Source organism: Bradyrhizobium sp. (assembly GCF_028868675.1).
Lineage (GTDB): Bacteria > Pseudomonadota > Alphaproteobacteria > Rhizobiales > Xanthobacteraceae > Bradyrhizobium.
Genome location: NZ_JAGWUA010000109.1, coordinates 1 through 16009, shown reverse-complemented (window position 1 = coordinate 16009; position 16009 = coordinate 1). Strand labels below are relative to the sequence as shown.

Here is a 16009-nt window from a genome sequence, read left to right as displayed (position 1 = left end):
GCGATGTTGCGGACCTGGGCGGTGAGGTTGCCGGCCATCGAGTTGACGCTGTCGGTGAGGTCCTTCCAGGTGCCGGCGACGCCGGGCACCTCGGCCTGGCCGCCGAGCTTGCCTTCGGTGCCGACCTCGCGCGCCACGCGAGTGACTTCGCCCGCGAAGGCGTTGAGCTGGTCGACCATGGTGTTGAGCGTTTCCTTCAATTGCAGGATTTCGCCCGAGACGTTCACCGTGATCTTCTTCGATAGGTCGCCCTTGGCGACCGCGGTCGCCACCTCCGCGATGTTGCGGACCTGGCCGGTGAGGTTGGAGGCCATCGAGTTGACGCTGTCGGTGAGGTCCTTCCAGGTGCCGGCGACGCCGCGCACCATGGCTTGTCCTCCGAGCTTGCCTTCGGTGCCGACCTCGCGCGCCACGCGGGTCACTTCGCCGGCGAAGGCGTTGAGCTGGTCGACCATGGTGTTGATGGTGTCCTTCAGCTCGAGAATTTCGCCGCGCACGTCGACCGTGATCTTCTTCGACAGATCGCCGCCCGCGACCGCGGTCGTCACCTCGGCGATGTTGCGGACCTGGGCGGTGAGGTTCGAGGCCATCGAGTTCACGCTCTCGGTGAGGTCCTTCCAGGTGCCGGCGACGCCGAGCACGTTGGCCTGGCCGCCGAGCCGCCCCTCGGTGCCGACCTCGCGCGCCACGCGGGTGACTTCGCCCGCGAAGGCGTTGAGCTGGTCGACCATGGTGTTGAGCGTTTCCTTCAGTTGCAGGATTTCGCCGGAGACGTTCACCGTGATCTTCTTCGAGAGGTCGCCGCCGGCGATCGCGGTGGCGACGTCGGCGATGTTGCGGACCTGCGCGGTCAGGTTCGACGCCATGAAGTTGACGTTGTCGGTGAGGTCCTTCCAGGTGCCGGCGACGCCGGGCACCTGGGCCTGACCGCCGAGCTTGCCTTCGGTGCCGACCTCGCGCGCCACGCGCGTCACCTCGGAGGCGAAGGCGTTGAGCTGGTCCACCATGGTGTTGATGGTGTCCTTCAGCTCGAGAATCTCGCCGCGCACGTCGACCGTGATCTTGCGCGACAGGTCGCCGCGCGCCACCGCCGTGGTCACGTTGGCGATGTTGCGCACCTGCGCGGTGAGGTTGCCGCACATCGCGTTGACGGAATCGGTCAGGTCCTTCCAGGTGCCGGCGACGCCGGGCACGATGGCCTGGCCGCCGAGCTTGCCGTCGGTGCCGACCTCGCGCGCCACGCGCGTGACCTCGGAGGCGAAGGAGCGGAGCTGGTCCACCATCGTGTTGATGGCTTCCTTGAGCTGCAGGATCTCGCCGCGCACGTCGACGGTGATCTTCTTCGAGAGGTCGCCGTTGGCGACCGCGATCGTCACCTCGGCGATGTTGCGCACCTGGTTGGTCAGGTTGTTCGCCATCGAGTTGACGCTCTCGGTCAGGTCCTTCCAAACGCCGGTCACTTCCGGCACCTGGGCCTGTCCGCCGAGCTTGCCTTCGGTGCCGACCTCGCGTGCCACGCGCGTCACCTCGGAGGTGAAGACGCCGAGCTGCTTGATCATGGTGTTGACGATGGTCGCCGACTGCAGGAATTCGCCGCGCAGCGGGCGGCCGTCGACGTCGAGCTTGACGGTCTGCAGCAGGTCGCCCTGCGCCACCGCGGCGACCGCGCGCGTCACCTCGCGCGTCGGCCACAGCAGATCCTCGATCAGGGTGTTGACGGAACCTTCCATGTCGGCCCAGGAGCCGCTGGCAAGCCCGAACTTCACCCGCTGCCGGGTCTGGCCCTCGCGGCCGACGACTTCACCGACAAGCTCGAGCTGCTGCGCCATGCGCTGGTTGGCGGCGATGATCTCGTTGAAGGTGTCGGCGATCTTGCCGTCGATGCCGAGATAGTCGCCGCTCATGCGCACGGAGAAATCGCCGCTGCGCACCGCCTGCAGCGCAAGCAGCAGCTCCTGCCGGGAATCCGGCTCGGGGCTGCCGTTGACCTTTCGTTTGAGAGCGCGACGACCGGATTGCGAGATCGTTCCGGGATCAAGGTCGCTCATCTAAACTCCCCCGCCAAAGGCTTCTTGCCGAATTCGAAAAGCGTGCAAGGATTCGAAATAGACGATCACCTAAAATCCAGATCAAGCTGGAAGATCGTCGTCGCTTCGAAATGGAACCCGCCGCCTTCAACCGGCGTAGATAACGACTTCGTGTCCCCGGAGTTCCAGAGTTCCATGAGCTTTTTCCTCACGCCGGTTCTCGTCACGGCGAAAGCGGGAACAAAGCCGATGCGGCGGAGTTAATGCTCGCCCGTCATTCCGGTAGCCGCCGCCGAACGTTACGATCGCGTAAGGCTGGTTGCGGCCGGGAAACGCCATTCCCACCTCTTGGTCATGAAGCAATCGGATCTGTTCAGGGAAAACGCCGAGAACTGCCTGCACCTCGCCGAACGCGCGGATGGGCAGCCGGCCTACAAGCGCTATCTGCGCATGGCGGAAGCATGGGCGGCGCTCGCCGAGGAACAGGATTGGCTCGACGGCGAAGTGCCGCCTCTCGCGATGCGTTTGCCGGGGGCGACGCAGGTCACATAATCGCTCGCTTCCTCGTGAAACCTTCCTGTGAGACCGCTCACGGAAGAGATGCGGCCGTCTCGCGATCATCGGGGGGTAACGACGTCCTTGACTGCATCGGGAGGTTTGCAATGGCTCCGCGTCTGGTTCTTTTCGCCCTCATCATGTCCTTTGGCGTCTCGGTCGCGTTCGCGACGGTGACCACGGTGCGTCAGGTTCATCTGGCGAATTCCGCGCCTGCGACGCACGCGATCCGCGGCTAGCTTGCCTTTGCCGAGCTTGCGCTTCGCATACGCGTCGGAACGTTCGGCGCGCCGGCGCGTAGGCGATACGAAAGGCAACAGCAAGCCGCAGAGGGACAGTCATGGCCCACTCCGATCAAGGCATCGTCAGGGACAACAAGGCGGAAGACCAGCCGCGCGACAAGCAGCGCGTGCAGACCGTGCATGAGGCGGAGTCCGAAGGCTCGGCCTCGCGCGAGGCCACGCGGGATCCGAAGCTCAACGACGGCGCCAAGACGCCCGGCTCGGGCATGACGCCCGACGATTCCGGCGACGCGCCGACAGGCTGATTCGTCCCGATCAACCGCGCCGACCATCGATGTGCGATGTGGATATCCGTCGGTTCGGAACGATTCCAGTCGGAAAGCGTCAACCCCGCAGCTTTCGGTTTCATACCCCCGGTGGGCCGGAAGCGATCTCCAAGGACGGTCCTGGTACCTTCGTGCCGGGACCGTTGCTTTGTGTACGCGTTGCGCAGATCAGTCGCCGGCGTTGGAACTGGAATCGCCTTGCGTGTGTCCGTCGGGTCCCCGGCCGAACACGCCATAGTCGCTCGACTTGACGCCGGCCGTGGCGTTGGTGCCCACACTCGCCAGGCCGACCTTCAGAAGCTCGCGGACCGCCGCGGCGCGCGTCGGCATGCGATGCTTGAAACGGAAATCGTCGACGGCGACCAGTTCCTCGGGCGAAAGCATCACTTGCAGTCGCTCGGCACGAAGCTCGTTCATCGTCAAACACCCAAAATGTGCAAGTTGAGTAATTTGCACAACGAGCCAACTCGGCGGGAGTTCCGCAGGAATCCGAAAATGCATCGACTGAGTATAATTACGCAATGATATCAATATGTTATGTCTTGATTTGGCCAATCGAAAGGCGCATGCTCCCGAACAAGGAGAGACCTCATGCCGGATTCAATCAGACTACCTCGCAAGCTGTCCGATGAGGCCGACGCGCCGCAGCCACGCCGACCGAGCCATCAGAAGGTCATCGAGCAACTGGATCGCTGGGCCAACAGCCCTGGCCTGCAACCGCCGAGGACGCCCGATGAGAAGACGGACTGAACCACATACGTTCGAGCAACGGCTCCGCGAGCAAAGGCTGCGCCTCGAACGGGAGTTCGCAACTCGTCCGATCGGAAAGCAGCGCGACGCCGTCGCGGTGCGGATCGACCAGCTTCGGGCCGCCGCCGACATGTACGAATTCCTGTCGCTACGGGAGACGGCGCAGTGAACGCCGCCCCATGGCGCCCAGATAGCGACATGCAGAAAATGGCGGGAAGCGCCGGGAATAGCCCGCCGATAAGCGGTGCCGAAACGCTGCCTAATCGGCCGGGTTTCGTCCGGTGCGCGGGTTGAGCGGACCCGTCGGACGCCGTCGCAGCCCCTCGGGCAGGAACGTCTCGGCCGCTGACGCCGTCGGCATCGCGCGCACGTCGGCGGCAAACTGCGCCCGCTCGTGCGGCGTCTGGTTGTCGTGGAATTGCCGCTTGACGTCGACGCCGTCGACGGGATCGTTGATGCCGTGCTGGATGTCCCTGGAATCGGTCATGGCTCACGTCACTCCTTGCCGGGCAGGCTCGACTCGAGCACCTGGCGCGCGGCGGCTTCCGGGTTTCGCAGGCTGCAGTTGAAGAACTGCGGCTCTGCACTGTTGTTCCGATCGCTGGCGACGCGGTCGTCGCAGCCGCGCGGAACGAGGCCCGCGCTTTGCCGGAACGATCTTCCGCGGGCCCTGTTGACGAGAACCGATGGGCCGCAACGGAGATTCGAGATGATGGATCAGAGTGAAACCAGCACGCTGATCGGCAGCGACAAGGTGGAGGGAACGTCGGTGTTCGGCGTCGATGGCGACAAGATCGGTTCCATCGAGCGGGTGATGATCGACAAGGTCAACGGCCGAGTGTCGTACGCGGTGCTCGGCTTCGGCGGGTTCCTGGGGCTCGGCAGCGACCACTATCCATTGCCCTGGCAATCGCTCAAATACGACACCAGGCTCGGCGGCTACGTCACCGGCATCACCGCCGATCAGTTGCGCGGTGCGCCGCATTATGGCGAGTCGAGCGAATGGAATTGGAGCGACGCCGCCAGGGTCCGCGCCGTCAACGCCTATTACGGCTTGCCGATCCCTTAGGCGGGCCCGCGCTTGCGACCTCGACTGGAGCGGCGTAGGCGTAGGGACGGCCCATCCCCGCATTCCGCTGCGCTTCATGCGGCCTTCCGCCTTCCGCCGATCAGGCAGCCCGCCGGCCGGGGCCGGGATGCACATGCACCTCCTTCGCGCGCAGCACCTCGCCGCATTCCGAGCACACCATCACCGGGTCGAACAGCTTGCCGCAATTCCTGTGCTCGTGCAGCAGCGGCCGGCCGCGCTCGTCGGCCATGTGGCTGTCGCCCCAGTGCACCATCGCCATGATCACCGGGTAGAGATCGAGCCCCTTCTGCGTCAGGATGTATTCGTAGCGCTTCGGCGCCTCCTGGTAGGGGACGCGGCGCAGGATGCCGAAACGCACCAGCTTCTTCAGCCGCTCCGACAACAGATGCCGCGTGATCTGCAGCGAGGCTTGGAACGCCTCGAAGCGGCGCACGCGCAAAAAGCATTCGCGCAAGATCAACAGCGTCCAGCGGTCGCCGATGACGGCGATGGTGCGGGCGAGCGAGCAGGGCTCCTCCTCCAGCGCGTCCCATTTCATGATCGGGTCTCCGGCAAGACGGTAAGTCTCAAAAAGGAACTTACTGGAAATATCATAGATATTTCTACTACCGTATAGCGCAGCGAGCTTCGATTTGACAGTTCTATTTTAGAACTATAGGTTCCGGAGCAGCCAGCCGCTCGTGCCGGGCTCTGCATGATGCCGGCGCCATTCCAGGGGAGGCGATCTTGCAAAAGCGCAATGCCACAGCCGCCATCATCGGGGCCGGCGACTTCATCGGCGCAGAGATCGCCAGGAAGTTCGCCGCTGAAGGCTTTTCGGTGTTCGCCGGCCGGCGCAACGGCGACAAGCTCGCGCCGCTGGTCAGGGATATCGAATCCGCCGGCGGCGAGATCCACGCGCGCTCGCTCGATGCGCGGAAGGAAGAGGAGATTATCGCCTTTCTCAACGACGCCGACAAGCACGCGCCGCTCGACGTCTGCATCTTCAATGTCGGCGCCAACGTCAACTTCCCGATTCTCGAGACCACCGAGCGGGTGTTCCGGAAAGTCTGGGAGATGGCCTGCTATTCCGGCTTCCTCGCCGGCCGCGAAGCCGCGCGGCTGATGCTTCCGAGAGGCAAGGGCAACATCTTCTTCACCGGCGCCACGGCGTCCCTACGCGGCGGGTCGGGCTTTGCCGCCTTCGCCAGCGCCAAGTTCGGCCTGCGCGCGGTCGCGCAGGCGATGGCGCGCGAGCTTGGGCCGAAGCACATCCACGTCGCGCATCTCATCATCGACGCCGGTGTCGACACCGAATGGGTGCGGCAGCGCCGGCTCGAGGCGCTCGGGCCGAACGCGCTCGACAATGCCGAGTTGCTGATGCCGCCCTCTGCAGTCGCCGACGCCTACTGGCAGCTCTACCGGCAGCCGCAGAGCGCATGGACCTTCGAGATGGAGATCCGGCCGTTCGGCGAGAAATGGTGACTGCGGCGCAAGACTGCGGCTACACTCGTCTCCATCCACATCGCATCCGGGAGGTATTTTCGTGAAGACCGCGATCACCGAACTGTTCGGCATCGAGCATCCGATCATCCAGGGCGGCATGCACTTCGTCGGCTTTGCCGAGCTTGCTGCCGCCGTCTCCAATGCCGGCGGACTCGGCATCATCACCGGGCTCACCCAGAAGACGCCGGAGCTGCTCGCCAAGGAGATCGCGCGCTGCCGCGACATGACCGACAAGCCGTTCGGCGTGAACCTCACCTTCCTGCCGACGTTTGCCACGCCGCCCTATCCGGAATACATCGCGGCCATCGTCGAGGGCGGGGTGAAGGCGGTCGAGACCGCCGGCCGCAGCCCGGAAGCCTACATGCCCGCGCTGAAGGCCTCCGGCATCAAGGTAATCCACAAATGCACCTCGGTCCGCCACTCGCTGAAGGCCGAGCGGATCGGCTGCGACGCCGTCAGCGTCGACGGCTTTGAATGCGGCGGCCATCCCGGCGAGGACGATATTCCCAACATGATCCTGCTGCCGCGCGCGGCGGAGGAATTGAAGATTCCGTTCGTGGCCTCCGGCGGCATGGCCGACGGGCGCAGCCTGGTCGCCGCGTTGGCGCTGGGCGCGGCCGGCATGAACATGGGCACGCGCTTCATCGCGACCAAGGAGGCGCCCGTGCATCAGAACGTCAAGGACGCGCTGGTGGCAGCGAGCGAGCTCGACACCCGCCTGATCATGCGCGCGCTGCGCAACACCGAGCGGGTGCTCCGGAACGACAATGTCGACCGGTTGCTCGAGATCGAGCATGCCAAGGGTGACAAGCTCAAGATCGAGGACATCTTCGAGCAGGTCGCGGGCGTCTATCCCAAGATCATGATCGAAGGAAAGATGGACGCCGGCGCCTGGAGTTGCGGCATGGTCGCAGGGCTCATCCACGACGTCCCCTCCTGCAAGGAACTGATCGATCGCATCATGGCCGAGGCGGATCAGATCATCCGCAGCCGCCTGATGGGCTTCCTGGAGGGTTCTGCCGCATCGCGAAAGGTCGCCTGAGGCCGTCCGGACGGGTCTTAACCCTGGCGGCATTTCGCCGCTGGAATCGCGCGCGACGCCTCCTAGATAGGGGTAAAATCCCCTGTCTGAATTCAGGAGGCGTCCCGTGGTCCTGAAACGCGTTCTTCTGCCGGTCGTTGCCGCGATCGCGCTCGCTTGGGCCGGCGCAGCGTCGGCGGACGACTACAGGCCCGACCAGTTCCTGGGCCTCGACCTGTCCAGGGCGGTGCTGTCGCCGAAGCGGCTCGGCCCCGCGACGCAGTTCGCGCCGGTGCCGGTGGAGGCGCGCAGCGAGGCGCCGCGGCGCGCCGCCGTGGCCGCTGACCTCGGCAACGTGCCGAAGAGAATCGCGACCGAACGCGTGCGCGTTCATGCGCCCAGGCTTGCCCGTGCGCGGAGCGAGCGTCCGCGTGGCGCAGCGCGCACCCGGCTTGCGCATCGCCACGGCAACCTGTTGGACGCGCAGGCGATGGACACGCGCATCCAGACCTGGCCCTGCAGGTCGGGCGGCATCTGCAACTGGAAGCGCTAGAGACGGGCGTCATCCGCGCGTCGCAGGGCCGTAGGCGCTGAGTGACGACGTTCGTGAGCATGAAGAAGCGTCGTCGGTCTCCGGCGATACGAAGACGCCCGCTAAACCGATCTTGATTGGCCGCGTGGCGCCGGCCGCGCTATGGTCGTCGCTCCCGCCAGCCTTGTCTCTCCCTCGAAATGGTTCGTCCCCGCGGCCGCCGCCGCGCGAAAGCGGCGGGTCGGAATTCGTCAGGAGTGTTTTGATGGACAATCTCACGACCCAGGGCATCAGCCTGCCGCGGCTCGGGCTCGGCACCTTCCGCATGCAGGGCGACGTCTGCCGCGCCGCCGTCGAAAGCGCGCTCGCGATCGGCTATCGCCACATCGACACCGCCGAGATGTACGCCAACGAGGAGGCGATCGGCGCGGCCATTGTCGCCTCGCGCCTGCCGCGTACGGGGCTGCATGTCACGACCAAGGTCTGGCACGAGAACCTCGCGCCGGATGCAATCCGCCGCGCCTTCGACGCCAGCCTGAAGAAGCTCCGGCTCGACCATGTCGATCTCTATCTCGTGCACTGGCCGTCCCGAAGCGCGAACTGGCCCGCAGTGTTCGAGACCCTGATGCGGCTGAAGGAGGAGGGGCGGATCCGCGCCATCGGCGTCGCCAACTTCACCACCGCGCTCCTGAAGATCGCGATCGAGGACATCAAGGCGCCGATCGCCTGCAACCAGGTCGAATATCACGCGATGCTCGGGCAGTCGAAGGTGCTCGGCTATCTCGCGGCAAAATCGATTCCGCTGGTCGCCTATTGTCCGCTGGCGCAGGGGCGTATCGCGTCCGACCCGGTGCTCGCCGCGATCGGCCGCAAGCACAATGCGACGGCAGCACAGGTCGCGCTGAAGTGGCTGGTCGACCAGCCCGGCGTCGCCGCGATCCCGAAGGCCTCGCGGCGCGAAAGCCAGCAGGCGAATTTCGATGCGCTGAAGCTCGTGCTCGACGACGACGATCGCAGCAAGATCGCCGCGTTGCCGAAGGACATGCGCTGCGTCAGTCCCGGCTTCGCGCCGGGGTGGGATTAGCCGCGCTGCGACGAAGACCGAACGTTCCGGAGGACCTGCACTTGAATCGTAAACAGCCGTTCAGGTCGAGTTGCCGCAGCGATGCTGCGCGGGCGTCTGCTCGCCGGTCCTGACGAACCTGCCGTCCCTGATGGTGTAGTCGCCGCGCTGGCTGCGGTTGTAGATCGCGCGCAGGCTGCCGTCGTGCTGCAGCTTCAGTCCGAATTCGCGCGTCTGATGCAACGATGGAAAGAACACCAGGATGTCGAGCTGGCCGTCGGGCTCGATCGAGGCTGCCACCACCTCGTTCTCGTCGCGGGCGTCGCCGAAATTGCGCCGGTACATGACCCGCCCGTCCGGTCTGATTTCGTAGGTCAGCAGCGCGCCCTTGTCGCGATCCGGTCGCAACGCGCAATCGACCGACCACGAGCCGAGTAGGCCCCATTTGATGACGGTGGCTGCCAGGGGCTCGGCACCGGCGGATGATACCAGCGCGGCCCACAGCAGCGGCGCGGTCATCATCGCGCGGCTGAAACGATGGATCATGCTTGGGAAGTCCTGCCCTCAGATTGGATCAAATCTAACATCCCGGCGCCGGCCGTCCATCCGAACCGACAATCTCCGAGTTGTTTGATCCGCGTCAATGATAACCGGGCGAACACGCATCATAATTCGGCTTCCGGAGGTGATCGTGGATAGATCAATGCTTGAGGAAGTTGTCGATTTCGCTGGTGAAGCGTTGCCGGGCGGCAGTGCCATTCCACCCTGTTCTGAAACCGAGTTTCTGGCCGAGCTCGGCGAGCGGGTGCGCTCCTCGCGCATGCGCTGCGACCTGTCGCGGCGGGAGCTGGCGCGGCGGTCGGGAATTTCCGAGCGCTACATCGCTCAGATCGAGGCCGGCAAGGGCAACGTATCAATCGTCCTGTTGCTGCGGCTTGCGTCCGCAATTCATGGCAGTCAGCGGCAGGCGGCTTGATCGCACTGACTTTCGGAGGTGACCGCGGATGGGACAGCTCGTTCTGGCGGCCAAGGTCACCCATGTCCCATCGCTGATGTTGTCGGAGGCGCCGGGCAGCCCCCTGCGCGCCGCGCGCGAAGATGCGGTAAAATCCCTTCGTGAGCTCGGACGGCGCGCGAAAGAGCGCGGCGTCACTACCTTCGTGGTGTTCGACACCCACTGGCTGTCGAATTTCGGTTACCACATCAATGCCAGGGCGCAGCATCGCGGCTCGTTCACGAGCCACGAGGCGCCGCACATGATCCAGGACCTGCGCTACGACCTGCCGGGCAATACCGCGCTTGCGGACGCGATCGCAGGCCGTGCCGCGGCGGGTGAGCTCAACGTCATTGCGCACGACGTTGCAAGCCTCGGGCTCGAATACGGCACCATCGTGCCGATGCATTACATGAACCCGGACGGCTGGGCCAAGGTGGTGCCGGTGGCCTCGCCGCTGTTCACCTCGCTGGAGGAGAGCAAGGTTTTGGGCGAGGCGATCCGTCGCGCTATCGACAGGTCCAGCGAACGGGTGGCGATCCTCGCCTCCGGCTCGCTGTCGCACCGGCTGTGGCCCAACAAGAAGCTGGGGCCGGAGGCGTGGACGTCGATTGCCAGCGAGTTCAACCGCCAGGTCGATCTGCGCGTGCTCGAGCTCTGGCAGAGCGGCCGCTACCGCGAATTTCTCGACATGCTTCCGGATTACGCCGTCAAGTGCAACGGCGAGGCCGGCATGGCCGACACCATCATGTTGTTCGCCGCGCTTGGCTGGTACGACTATCGCGGCCGCGCCGAGCAGCTCTGCGACTATTTCCCTTCGTCCGGCTCCGGCCAGGTCAACGTCGAGTTTCACCTCGAGGCGTGAGCACCCTCAGGCGCGGGCCTTCTGCACATTTGCGATCCGCGCCGGCACGCCGAATTCCTTGCGGCAGACCTCGGCCAGCACCGCGACGCCCTCGCGGATATGCTGATGCGTGGGGCTCGCGAAGCACAGCCGCAGGCGCGCCGTGGAATGGCCCTTGTTGGTCGACCATTCCGGCCCCGGATTGATCGAGACGCCGGCGGCAAGTGCCGCCTGATAGAGTTTCAGCGTGTCGACGTTGTCGGGCAGCTTGACCCAGAGGAAGATGCCGCCCTTGGGCTCCTCGAACTCCGCCGCGGTGCCGAACTGCTCGTTCAGCGCCTCCATCAGCGTGTCGAGCTTGGTGCGGAGCGCTCTGGTCAGCGCCGGCACGTGGGTCGAAAAATGCGGCCTGCAATATTCGGCCAGCACCATCTGCTCCAGCGCGCCGGAGCCGGCGTCGGTCTTCAGCGCCAGCATCCGCGACATCACCTCCCAGGGTGCCACGATGAAGCCGACGCGCAGCGCCGGCGCGATCGACTTGGAGAAGGAGCCGATATGGATGACGCCGCCGTTCGGGCTCATCGCGTATAGCGCCGGCGGGCGCTGTCCCGACCACACCAGGTCGGCATAGCAATCGTCCTCGAAGATCGGCACGCCGTACTCGGCCGCGAGCCGCAGGAGCTCTGCGCGGCGGCTCTGCGGCATGATGCTCCCGGTCGGATTCTGCACGGTCGGGATGGTGTAGATGTATTTCGGCCGGATGCCCCGGTTCTTGAGGTCCGCCAGCGCCGTCGCCAGCACGTCCATCCGCATGCCGTCGCCATCGAGGGGAATGCCGACGATGTTGACGCCGAGCCGGGTCAGCCGGTTGATCGACCCCTGATAGCTCTCCTGCTCCATGATCACGGTGTCGCCACGCGCGAGCAGCGTGTGGTTGACGAGATCGAGTGCCTGCAGCGAGCCCGAGACGATCAGGATGTCGTCGACCGTGCAGGCGATGCCGGCGTCGCGCTTCAGTTTCGCGGTGAGGAATTCGCGCAGGGGCAGGTAGCCCTGCGGGCCATGCGCCAGTCCGTAGGTCGCCAGTTGCCGGCCCTCCCGCCGCAGCACCGCGTCGACCGCCGCGATCAGGCCGTCGACCGGCACCTGCTCGGAATCGTTGTTGCCGCCGACGAAGCTGTACTTGGCAAGCCCGGTCCACCGCGCAGAGGGGGCCGGCAGCCCCGCGGGAAACAGCGGCGCGAAATCGAAGCTGGACGTCATGGGCGTTCCTCGGTTCGTTCTTGTTGTGGGGGCCGGCGTTGCACCGGCCGCTTATTTCTTGCCAACCGTCCGGGTCGGACGGCCCTGGCTGACGAAAGCGTAATGGGCATTGGCGACGCCGCCAACCATCAGGGCCTCGACCACGGGCTCGGCGATCTCGCTCGCGGCCGCCCAGTCGACGATGAAGTTGGCGCCCGTCCCCCCGCGCACATCGTCGGTCGGGATGACGATCGAGATGGTCGCCAGCGGCTTCAGCGCGACCGGGGACTTCAGATAGTTCTCCACCATCTTGCCGGCGGTGTCGAAATAGGCGATGCGCCTGACGACCAGCGGCAGGCTTTCCGAGGCGTTGTGGACGCTCAGCGTCACCGAGAAGTCGACCCGCAGCTTGCCCTGGCTCATCGTGACGCTGGAATAGGCCGGCACGTAGAAGCCGCCCGAGACGCCCAGTTCCGCCTTCGGCATCGTGGTCAGCGAATCCGCAAAGCTCTGCTCGATATTGACCTTGGGTTGCGCAACCGCGGGCACCGCCAGGCCAAGCCCGGCGACGACCAGAAGCACCCGCCTCATGTGACACATGGCCCGCTTGGCGTTGCTCGCCGCGCTTCCGAGATGTCCCGAGACGGACTCGCCCGATATGCACGAGCTCATTGGCGCCATTACTCTTCTCTTATCCTGCTTGCCGGAATTTCCGGGATCCCGGCCTACCTTATCGCCGGCTCCCGCGCAGGTCCATTCGGGCCCGCCGATGGCGCTTCGCCGCGCCGGACGGCTCCTGTTGGCTGGCATTTCCGGGGCAAGCGCGAAGACCCCCGGCAGGGCATATGCGGTTGCGTCCGGGACACTAGCGCCCCGGTCGGAGTCCGGCTAATGCTCCGGCCACAACAGCCAGAGACTGGGAAATGCCCGATACCGTTCAGGAAGTCTTGCAGGCCTTTGCCAAGGGCGAGCTCGTCGTCGTCACCGACGACGAGGACCGGGAAGGCGAGGGCGATCTGATCGTCGCGGCCTCGCTCTGCACCGCCGAGAAGATGGCCTTCATCATCCGCCACACCTCCGGCATCGTCTGTGCGCCGATCACCACCGAGGATGCGCGGCGGCTGCGGCTCGACCCGATGGTCGCCCACAACGATTCCGCCCATACCACGGCCTTCACCGTCTCGATCGACTACAAGCCCGACGGCGGCACCGGCATTTCGGCCGAGGAGCGCGCCTCCTGCTGCCGTGCGCTCGCCAATCCCAATGTCGGCGCCAGCGATTTCGCCCGTCCCGGACATATCTTTCCGCTGATCGCCAAAGACGGCGGCGTGCTGCTGCGCTCCGGCCATACCGAGGCGGCGGTCGATCTCTGCAAGCTCTCCAGGCTGCCGCCCGTCGGCGTGATCAGCGAGCTGATGAACGACGACGGCAGCGTGATGAAGGGCGAGCAGGTCGCCCGCTTCGCCGCCCACCACAAGCTCAAGCACGTCACCATCGCCGACATGATCGCCTACCGGCAGGCGCGCGAGAAGCTGATCGAACGGGTCTCGACCTTCGTCACCGAAAGCCCGATCGGGCCGCTGCAGGGCTATGCCTACCGCTCGCCCTTCGATTCCATCGCCCACGTCGCCTTCGTCTACAACGGCGTCGGCGACGGCAGGAACGTCCTGACGCGCTTCCACAAGCCGAACATCGTCAAGGACATCTTCACCGGTCACAAGCGCATGCAGGCCGTGCTCGAGCATTTCAGGAAGGCTGGCCGCGGCGTGCTGATCTACCTGCGCGACGGCGCCGCCGGCGTCCCTGTCGCCCCGCTGCCGGACGAAACGAGCGCGGAAGCAGACCGCAACCGGCAGTGGCGCGAGGTCGGCGTCGGCGCGCAGATATTGCGCGATCTCGGCGTCACCTCGATCCGCAATCTCACCTCCTCGGTGCACGACTACAAGGGCCTGTCCGGCTTCGGCATCGAGATCGTCTCGAGCGAGCAGCTCGAAAGCTGAAGGCCGCGCGTGGCTCGAAGTGCAATTGCAGCAATACAATTGCACTTGGCGCTGCGGCGCTTTACCCTGTCGGGAATTTTTTGACGGAACCAGACGCGAAAGGACGTTTCATGAGCGTGCGCCCTCAGGCCAAGGACAAGCCGGCTGCGGCTTCTTTCCAGTGGGACGATCCGTTCCTGCTCGATGAGCAGCTCACCGAAGACGAACGCATGGTGCGCGACACCGCGCGCGCCTATGCCCAGGACAAGCTCTTGCCGCGCGTCTCCAAGGCCTATCTGGAAGAGAAGACCGATCGCGAGATATTCAACGAGATGGGCGAGCTCGGCCTGATCGGAATCACGCTGCCGGAGGAATATGGCTGCGCCAATGCGAGCTATGTCGCCTATGGGCTGGTCGCGCGCGAGATCGAGCGGGTCGATTCCGGCTATCGTTCGATGAACTCGGTGCAGTCGTCGCTGGTGATGTATCCGATCTACGCCTATGGCGACGAGAACCAGCGCAAGAAGTACCTGCCCAAGCTCGCGAGCGGCGAATGGGTCGGCTGCTTCGGCCTGACCGAGCCGGACGCCGGCTCCGATCCCGCCGGCATGAAGACCCGCGCGGAGAAGGTGTCGGACGGCTATCGCCTCACCGGCAGCAAGATGTGGATCTCCAACGCGCCGATCGCCGACGTGTTCGTGGTGTGGGCGAAATCCGCCGCCCACGACAACCAGATCCGCGGCTTCGTGCTGGAGAAGGGCATGAAGGGCCTGTCGGCGCCGAAGATCGGCGGCAAACTCTCGCTTCGCGCCTCGATCACCGGCGAGGTCGTGATGGACGGCGTCGTGGTGCCCGAGAGCGCGCTCTTGCCCAACGTCTCCGGGTTGAAGGGGCCGTTCGGCTGCCTCAACCGCGCCCGCTACGGCATCTCCTGGGGCGCGCTCGGCGCAGCCGAAGACTGCATGCACCGTGCCCGCCAGTACACGCTCGACCGCAAGCAGTTCGGCCGGCCGCTCGCCGCCACGCAACTCGTGCAGAAGAAGCTCGCCGACATGGAAACCGAGATCGCGCTCGGCCTGCAGGCCTCGTTGCGCGTCGGCCGCCTGATGGACGAGGGCAAGTTCGCCCCCGAGATGATCTCGATCGTCAAGCGCAACAATTGCGGCAAGGCGCTCGACATCGCCCGTACCGCGCGCGACATGCACGGCGGCAACGGCATCTCTATCGAGTACCACGTGATGCGCCACGTCCATAACCTCGAGACCGTCAACACCTATGAGGGCACCCACGACGTCCACGCCCTGATCCTCGGCCGCGCCATCACGGGCATCCAGGCATTTTTCTGAGATTGCGCGTCGACGTGAGGTCCGACCGAACCATCCAATTACCTCATGGCCGGGCTTGTCCCGGCCATCCGCGTTCCGGCTCCGGGAAGGAACGTGGATGCCCGGCACCGGGCATGACGAAGTCAGCAAGGGTATGAGCATGTCCGAAAGCGACGACGTCCCGTTCAACCGCAACTTTCCGCTCAGGCCCGGTACGGTCGAGCAAGTCCGGCCGGGCGTGCGGCGCATCCTCTGCAACAATCCGAGCCCGTTCACCTTCACCGGCACGGTCAGCTACATCGTGGGCGAGGGCAAGGTCGCGATCATCGATCCCGGTCCGGATGACGCGGCGCATGCGGCGGCGCTGCTCGACGCCGTGCGTGGCGAGACCGTGACGCACATCCTGGTCACCCACACCCATCGCGACCATTCGCCCAACACACCTCGGATCAAGCAGGCGACGGGGGCGACGGTCTACGCCGAGGGGCCGCACCGCGCCTCGCGCCCGCGCTTCGAGAGCGAGAAGCACAATCC

The 16009-nt window shown here is 65.3% G+C and carries 22 protein-coding genes; 15 read left to right on the top strand and 7 right to left on the bottom strand.

The genetic code is table 11. The annotated features are described in order from the left end of the window. Window positions 1-2048 (bottom strand): HAMP domain-containing protein (locus tag KGM94_RS15440; RefSeq protein ID WP_300260646.1); only part of this gene is annotated, 2048 nt, incomplete at its 3' end. A gap of 333 nt (window positions 2049-2381) precedes the next feature. Between KGM94_RS15440 and KGM94_RS15435 the strand changes: the two genes are divergently transcribed. From KGM94_RS15435 to KGM94_RS15425, 3 genes are all read left to right on the top strand, one after another. Then, a complete protein-coding gene (locus KGM94_RS15435; protein ID WP_300260652.1) occupies window positions 2382-2579 on the top strand; it encodes a hypothetical protein in 198 nt (65 codons plus the stop codon). A 110-nt stretch (window positions 2580-2689) separates the two neighbouring features. Continuing rightward, a complete protein-coding gene (locus KGM94_RS15430) occupies window positions 2690-2821 on the top strand; it encodes a hypothetical protein (RefSeq protein WP_300260643.1) in 132 nt (43 codons plus the stop codon). Window positions 2822-2922: 101 nt separating this feature from the next. Next, entirely contained in the window at window positions 2923-3129 is a 207-nt protein-coding gene (locus KGM94_RS15425) for a hypothetical protein (protein WP_300260640.1), read from the top strand. Between the two features lie 189 nt (window positions 3130-3318). Here KGM94_RS15425 and KGM94_RS15420 read toward each other — a convergent pair whose 3' ends face one another. Continuing rightward, window positions 3319-3567 (bottom strand): hypothetical protein, encoded by a 249-nt coding sequence (locus KGM94_RS15420; protein WP_300260637.1) that lies wholly within the window; start codon window positions 3565-3567, stop codon window positions 3319-3321. A gap of 174 nt (window positions 3568-3741) precedes the next feature. Here KGM94_RS15420 and KGM94_RS15415 point away from each other — a divergent pair, with 174 nt between their 5' ends. Together KGM94_RS15415 and KGM94_RS15410 are read left to right on the top strand one after the other, a co-directional pair. Next, window positions 3742-3900: a hypothetical protein gene (locus KGM94_RS15415; RefSeq protein ID WP_300260634.1), complete on the top strand. Its 159-nt coding sequence runs from the start codon at window positions 3742-3744 to the stop codon at window positions 3898-3900. Then, window positions 3884-4069 carry a hypothetical protein gene (locus KGM94_RS15410; protein WP_300260630.1) on the top strand — a complete coding sequence of 62 codons (186 nt, stop codon included), beginning with the start codon at window positions 3884-3886 and terminating at the stop codon, window positions 4067-4069. Before KGM94_RS15415 ends, KGM94_RS15410 begins: the two co-directional genes overlap by 17 nt. 90 nt (window positions 4070-4159) lie before the next feature. On the opposite strand, the gene KGM94_RS15405 is transcribed toward KGM94_RS15410, so the two are convergent. Further along, entirely contained in the window at window positions 4160-4387 is a 228-nt protein-coding gene (locus KGM94_RS15405) for a hypothetical protein (protein ID WP_300260626.1), read from the bottom strand. A 222-nt stretch (window positions 4388-4609) separates the two neighbouring features. Between KGM94_RS15405 and KGM94_RS15400 the strand changes: the two genes are divergently transcribed. After that, entirely contained in the window at window positions 4610-4969 is a 360-nt protein-coding gene (locus KGM94_RS15400; protein ID WP_300260623.1) for a PRC-barrel domain-containing protein, read from the top strand. 100 nt (window positions 4970-5069) lie between these two features. On the opposite strand, the gene KGM94_RS15395 is transcribed toward KGM94_RS15400, so the two are convergent. Then, entirely contained in the window at window positions 5070-5528 is a 459-nt protein-coding gene (locus KGM94_RS15395; protein WP_300260618.1) for a helix-turn-helix domain-containing protein, read from the bottom strand. 188 nt (window positions 5529-5716) lie between these two features. On the opposite strand from KGM94_RS15395, the gene KGM94_RS15390 reads away from it, so the two are divergent. The 4 genes from KGM94_RS15390 to KGM94_RS15375 all read left to right on the top strand — a co-directional run bounded on the left by KGM94_RS15390 (window position 5717) and on the right by KGM94_RS15375 (window position 9112). Continuing rightward, entirely contained in the window at window positions 5717-6454 is a 738-nt protein-coding gene (locus tag KGM94_RS15390; protein ID WP_300260614.1) for an SDR family oxidoreductase, read from the top strand. A 61-nt stretch (window positions 6455-6515) separates the two neighbouring features. Continuing rightward, window positions 6516-7517, top strand: a complete 1002-nt coding sequence (locus KGM94_RS15385) for a nitronate monooxygenase family protein (RefSeq protein WP_300260611.1) — start codon at window positions 6516-6518, stop codon at window positions 7515-7517. Between the two features lie 106 nt (window positions 7518-7623). Next, complete coding sequence (locus tag KGM94_RS15380; protein WP_300260608.1) at window positions 7624-8049, top strand: hypothetical protein; 426 nt, start codon at window positions 7624-7626, stop codon at window positions 8047-8049. 244 nt (window positions 8050-8293) lie between these two features. Continuing rightward, entirely contained in the window at window positions 8294-9112 is an 819-nt protein-coding gene (locus KGM94_RS15375; protein ID WP_300260605.1) for an aldo/keto reductase, read from the top strand. A 60-nt stretch (window positions 9113-9172) separates the two neighbouring features. Here the strand turns inward: KGM94_RS15375 and KGM94_RS15370 are convergent, their stop codons facing one another. Further along, window positions 9173-9637 (bottom strand): hypothetical protein, encoded by a 465-nt coding sequence (locus KGM94_RS15370; protein WP_300260602.1) that lies wholly within the window; start codon window positions 9635-9637, stop codon window positions 9173-9175. A gap of 157 nt (window positions 9638-9794) precedes the next feature. Between KGM94_RS15370 and KGM94_RS15365 the strand changes: the two genes are divergently transcribed. Together KGM94_RS15365 and hpaD are read left to right on the top strand one after the other, a co-directional pair. Continuing rightward, a complete protein-coding gene (locus KGM94_RS15365) occupies window positions 9795-10067 on the top strand; it encodes a helix-turn-helix domain-containing protein (protein ID WP_300260649.1) in 273 nt (90 codons plus the stop codon). Window positions 10068-10095: 28 nt separating this feature from the next. Then, on the top strand, window positions 10096-10950 hold the full coding sequence (gene hpaD / locus KGM94_RS15360; RefSeq protein ID WP_300260598.1) for a 3,4-dihydroxyphenylacetate 2,3-dioxygenase: 855 nt from the start codon (window positions 10096-10098) through the stop codon (window positions 10948-10950). Between the two features lie 6 nt (window positions 10951-10956). Here the strand turns inward: hpaD and KGM94_RS15355 are convergent, their stop codons facing one another. Together KGM94_RS15355 and KGM94_RS15350 are read right to left on the bottom strand one after the other, a co-directional pair. Further along, a complete protein-coding gene (locus tag KGM94_RS15355) occupies window positions 10957-12192 on the bottom strand; it encodes a PLP-dependent aminotransferase family protein (RefSeq protein ID WP_300260595.1) in 1236 nt (411 codons plus the stop codon). A 51-nt stretch (window positions 12193-12243) separates the two neighbouring features. Continuing rightward, entirely contained in the window at window positions 12244-12762 is a 519-nt protein-coding gene (locus tag KGM94_RS15350; protein ID WP_300260592.1) for a DUF3124 domain-containing protein, read from the bottom strand. 332 nt (window positions 12763-13094) lie between these two features. On the opposite strand from KGM94_RS15350, the gene ribB reads away from it, so the two are divergent. The 3 genes from ribB to KGM94_RS15335 all read left to right on the top strand — a co-directional run. Further along, window positions 13095-14171 carry a 3,4-dihydroxy-2-butanone-4-phosphate synthase gene (gene ribB, locus KGM94_RS15345; RefSeq protein ID WP_300260589.1) on the top strand — a complete coding sequence of 359 codons (1077 nt, stop codon included), beginning with the start codon at window positions 13095-13097 and terminating at the stop codon, window positions 14169-14171. Window positions 14172-14281: 110 nt separating this feature from the next. Beyond that, window positions 14282-15496 carry an acyl-CoA dehydrogenase gene (locus KGM94_RS15340; protein WP_300260586.1) on the top strand — a complete coding sequence of 405 codons (1215 nt, stop codon included), beginning with the start codon at window positions 14282-14284 and terminating at the stop codon, window positions 15494-15496. 139 nt (window positions 15497-15635) lie between these two features. Further along, window positions 15636-16009, top strand: a 374-nt coding sequence (locus tag KGM94_RS15335; RefSeq protein ID WP_300260583.1) for an MBL fold metallo-hydrolase, incomplete at its 3' end; no start/stop codon positions are given.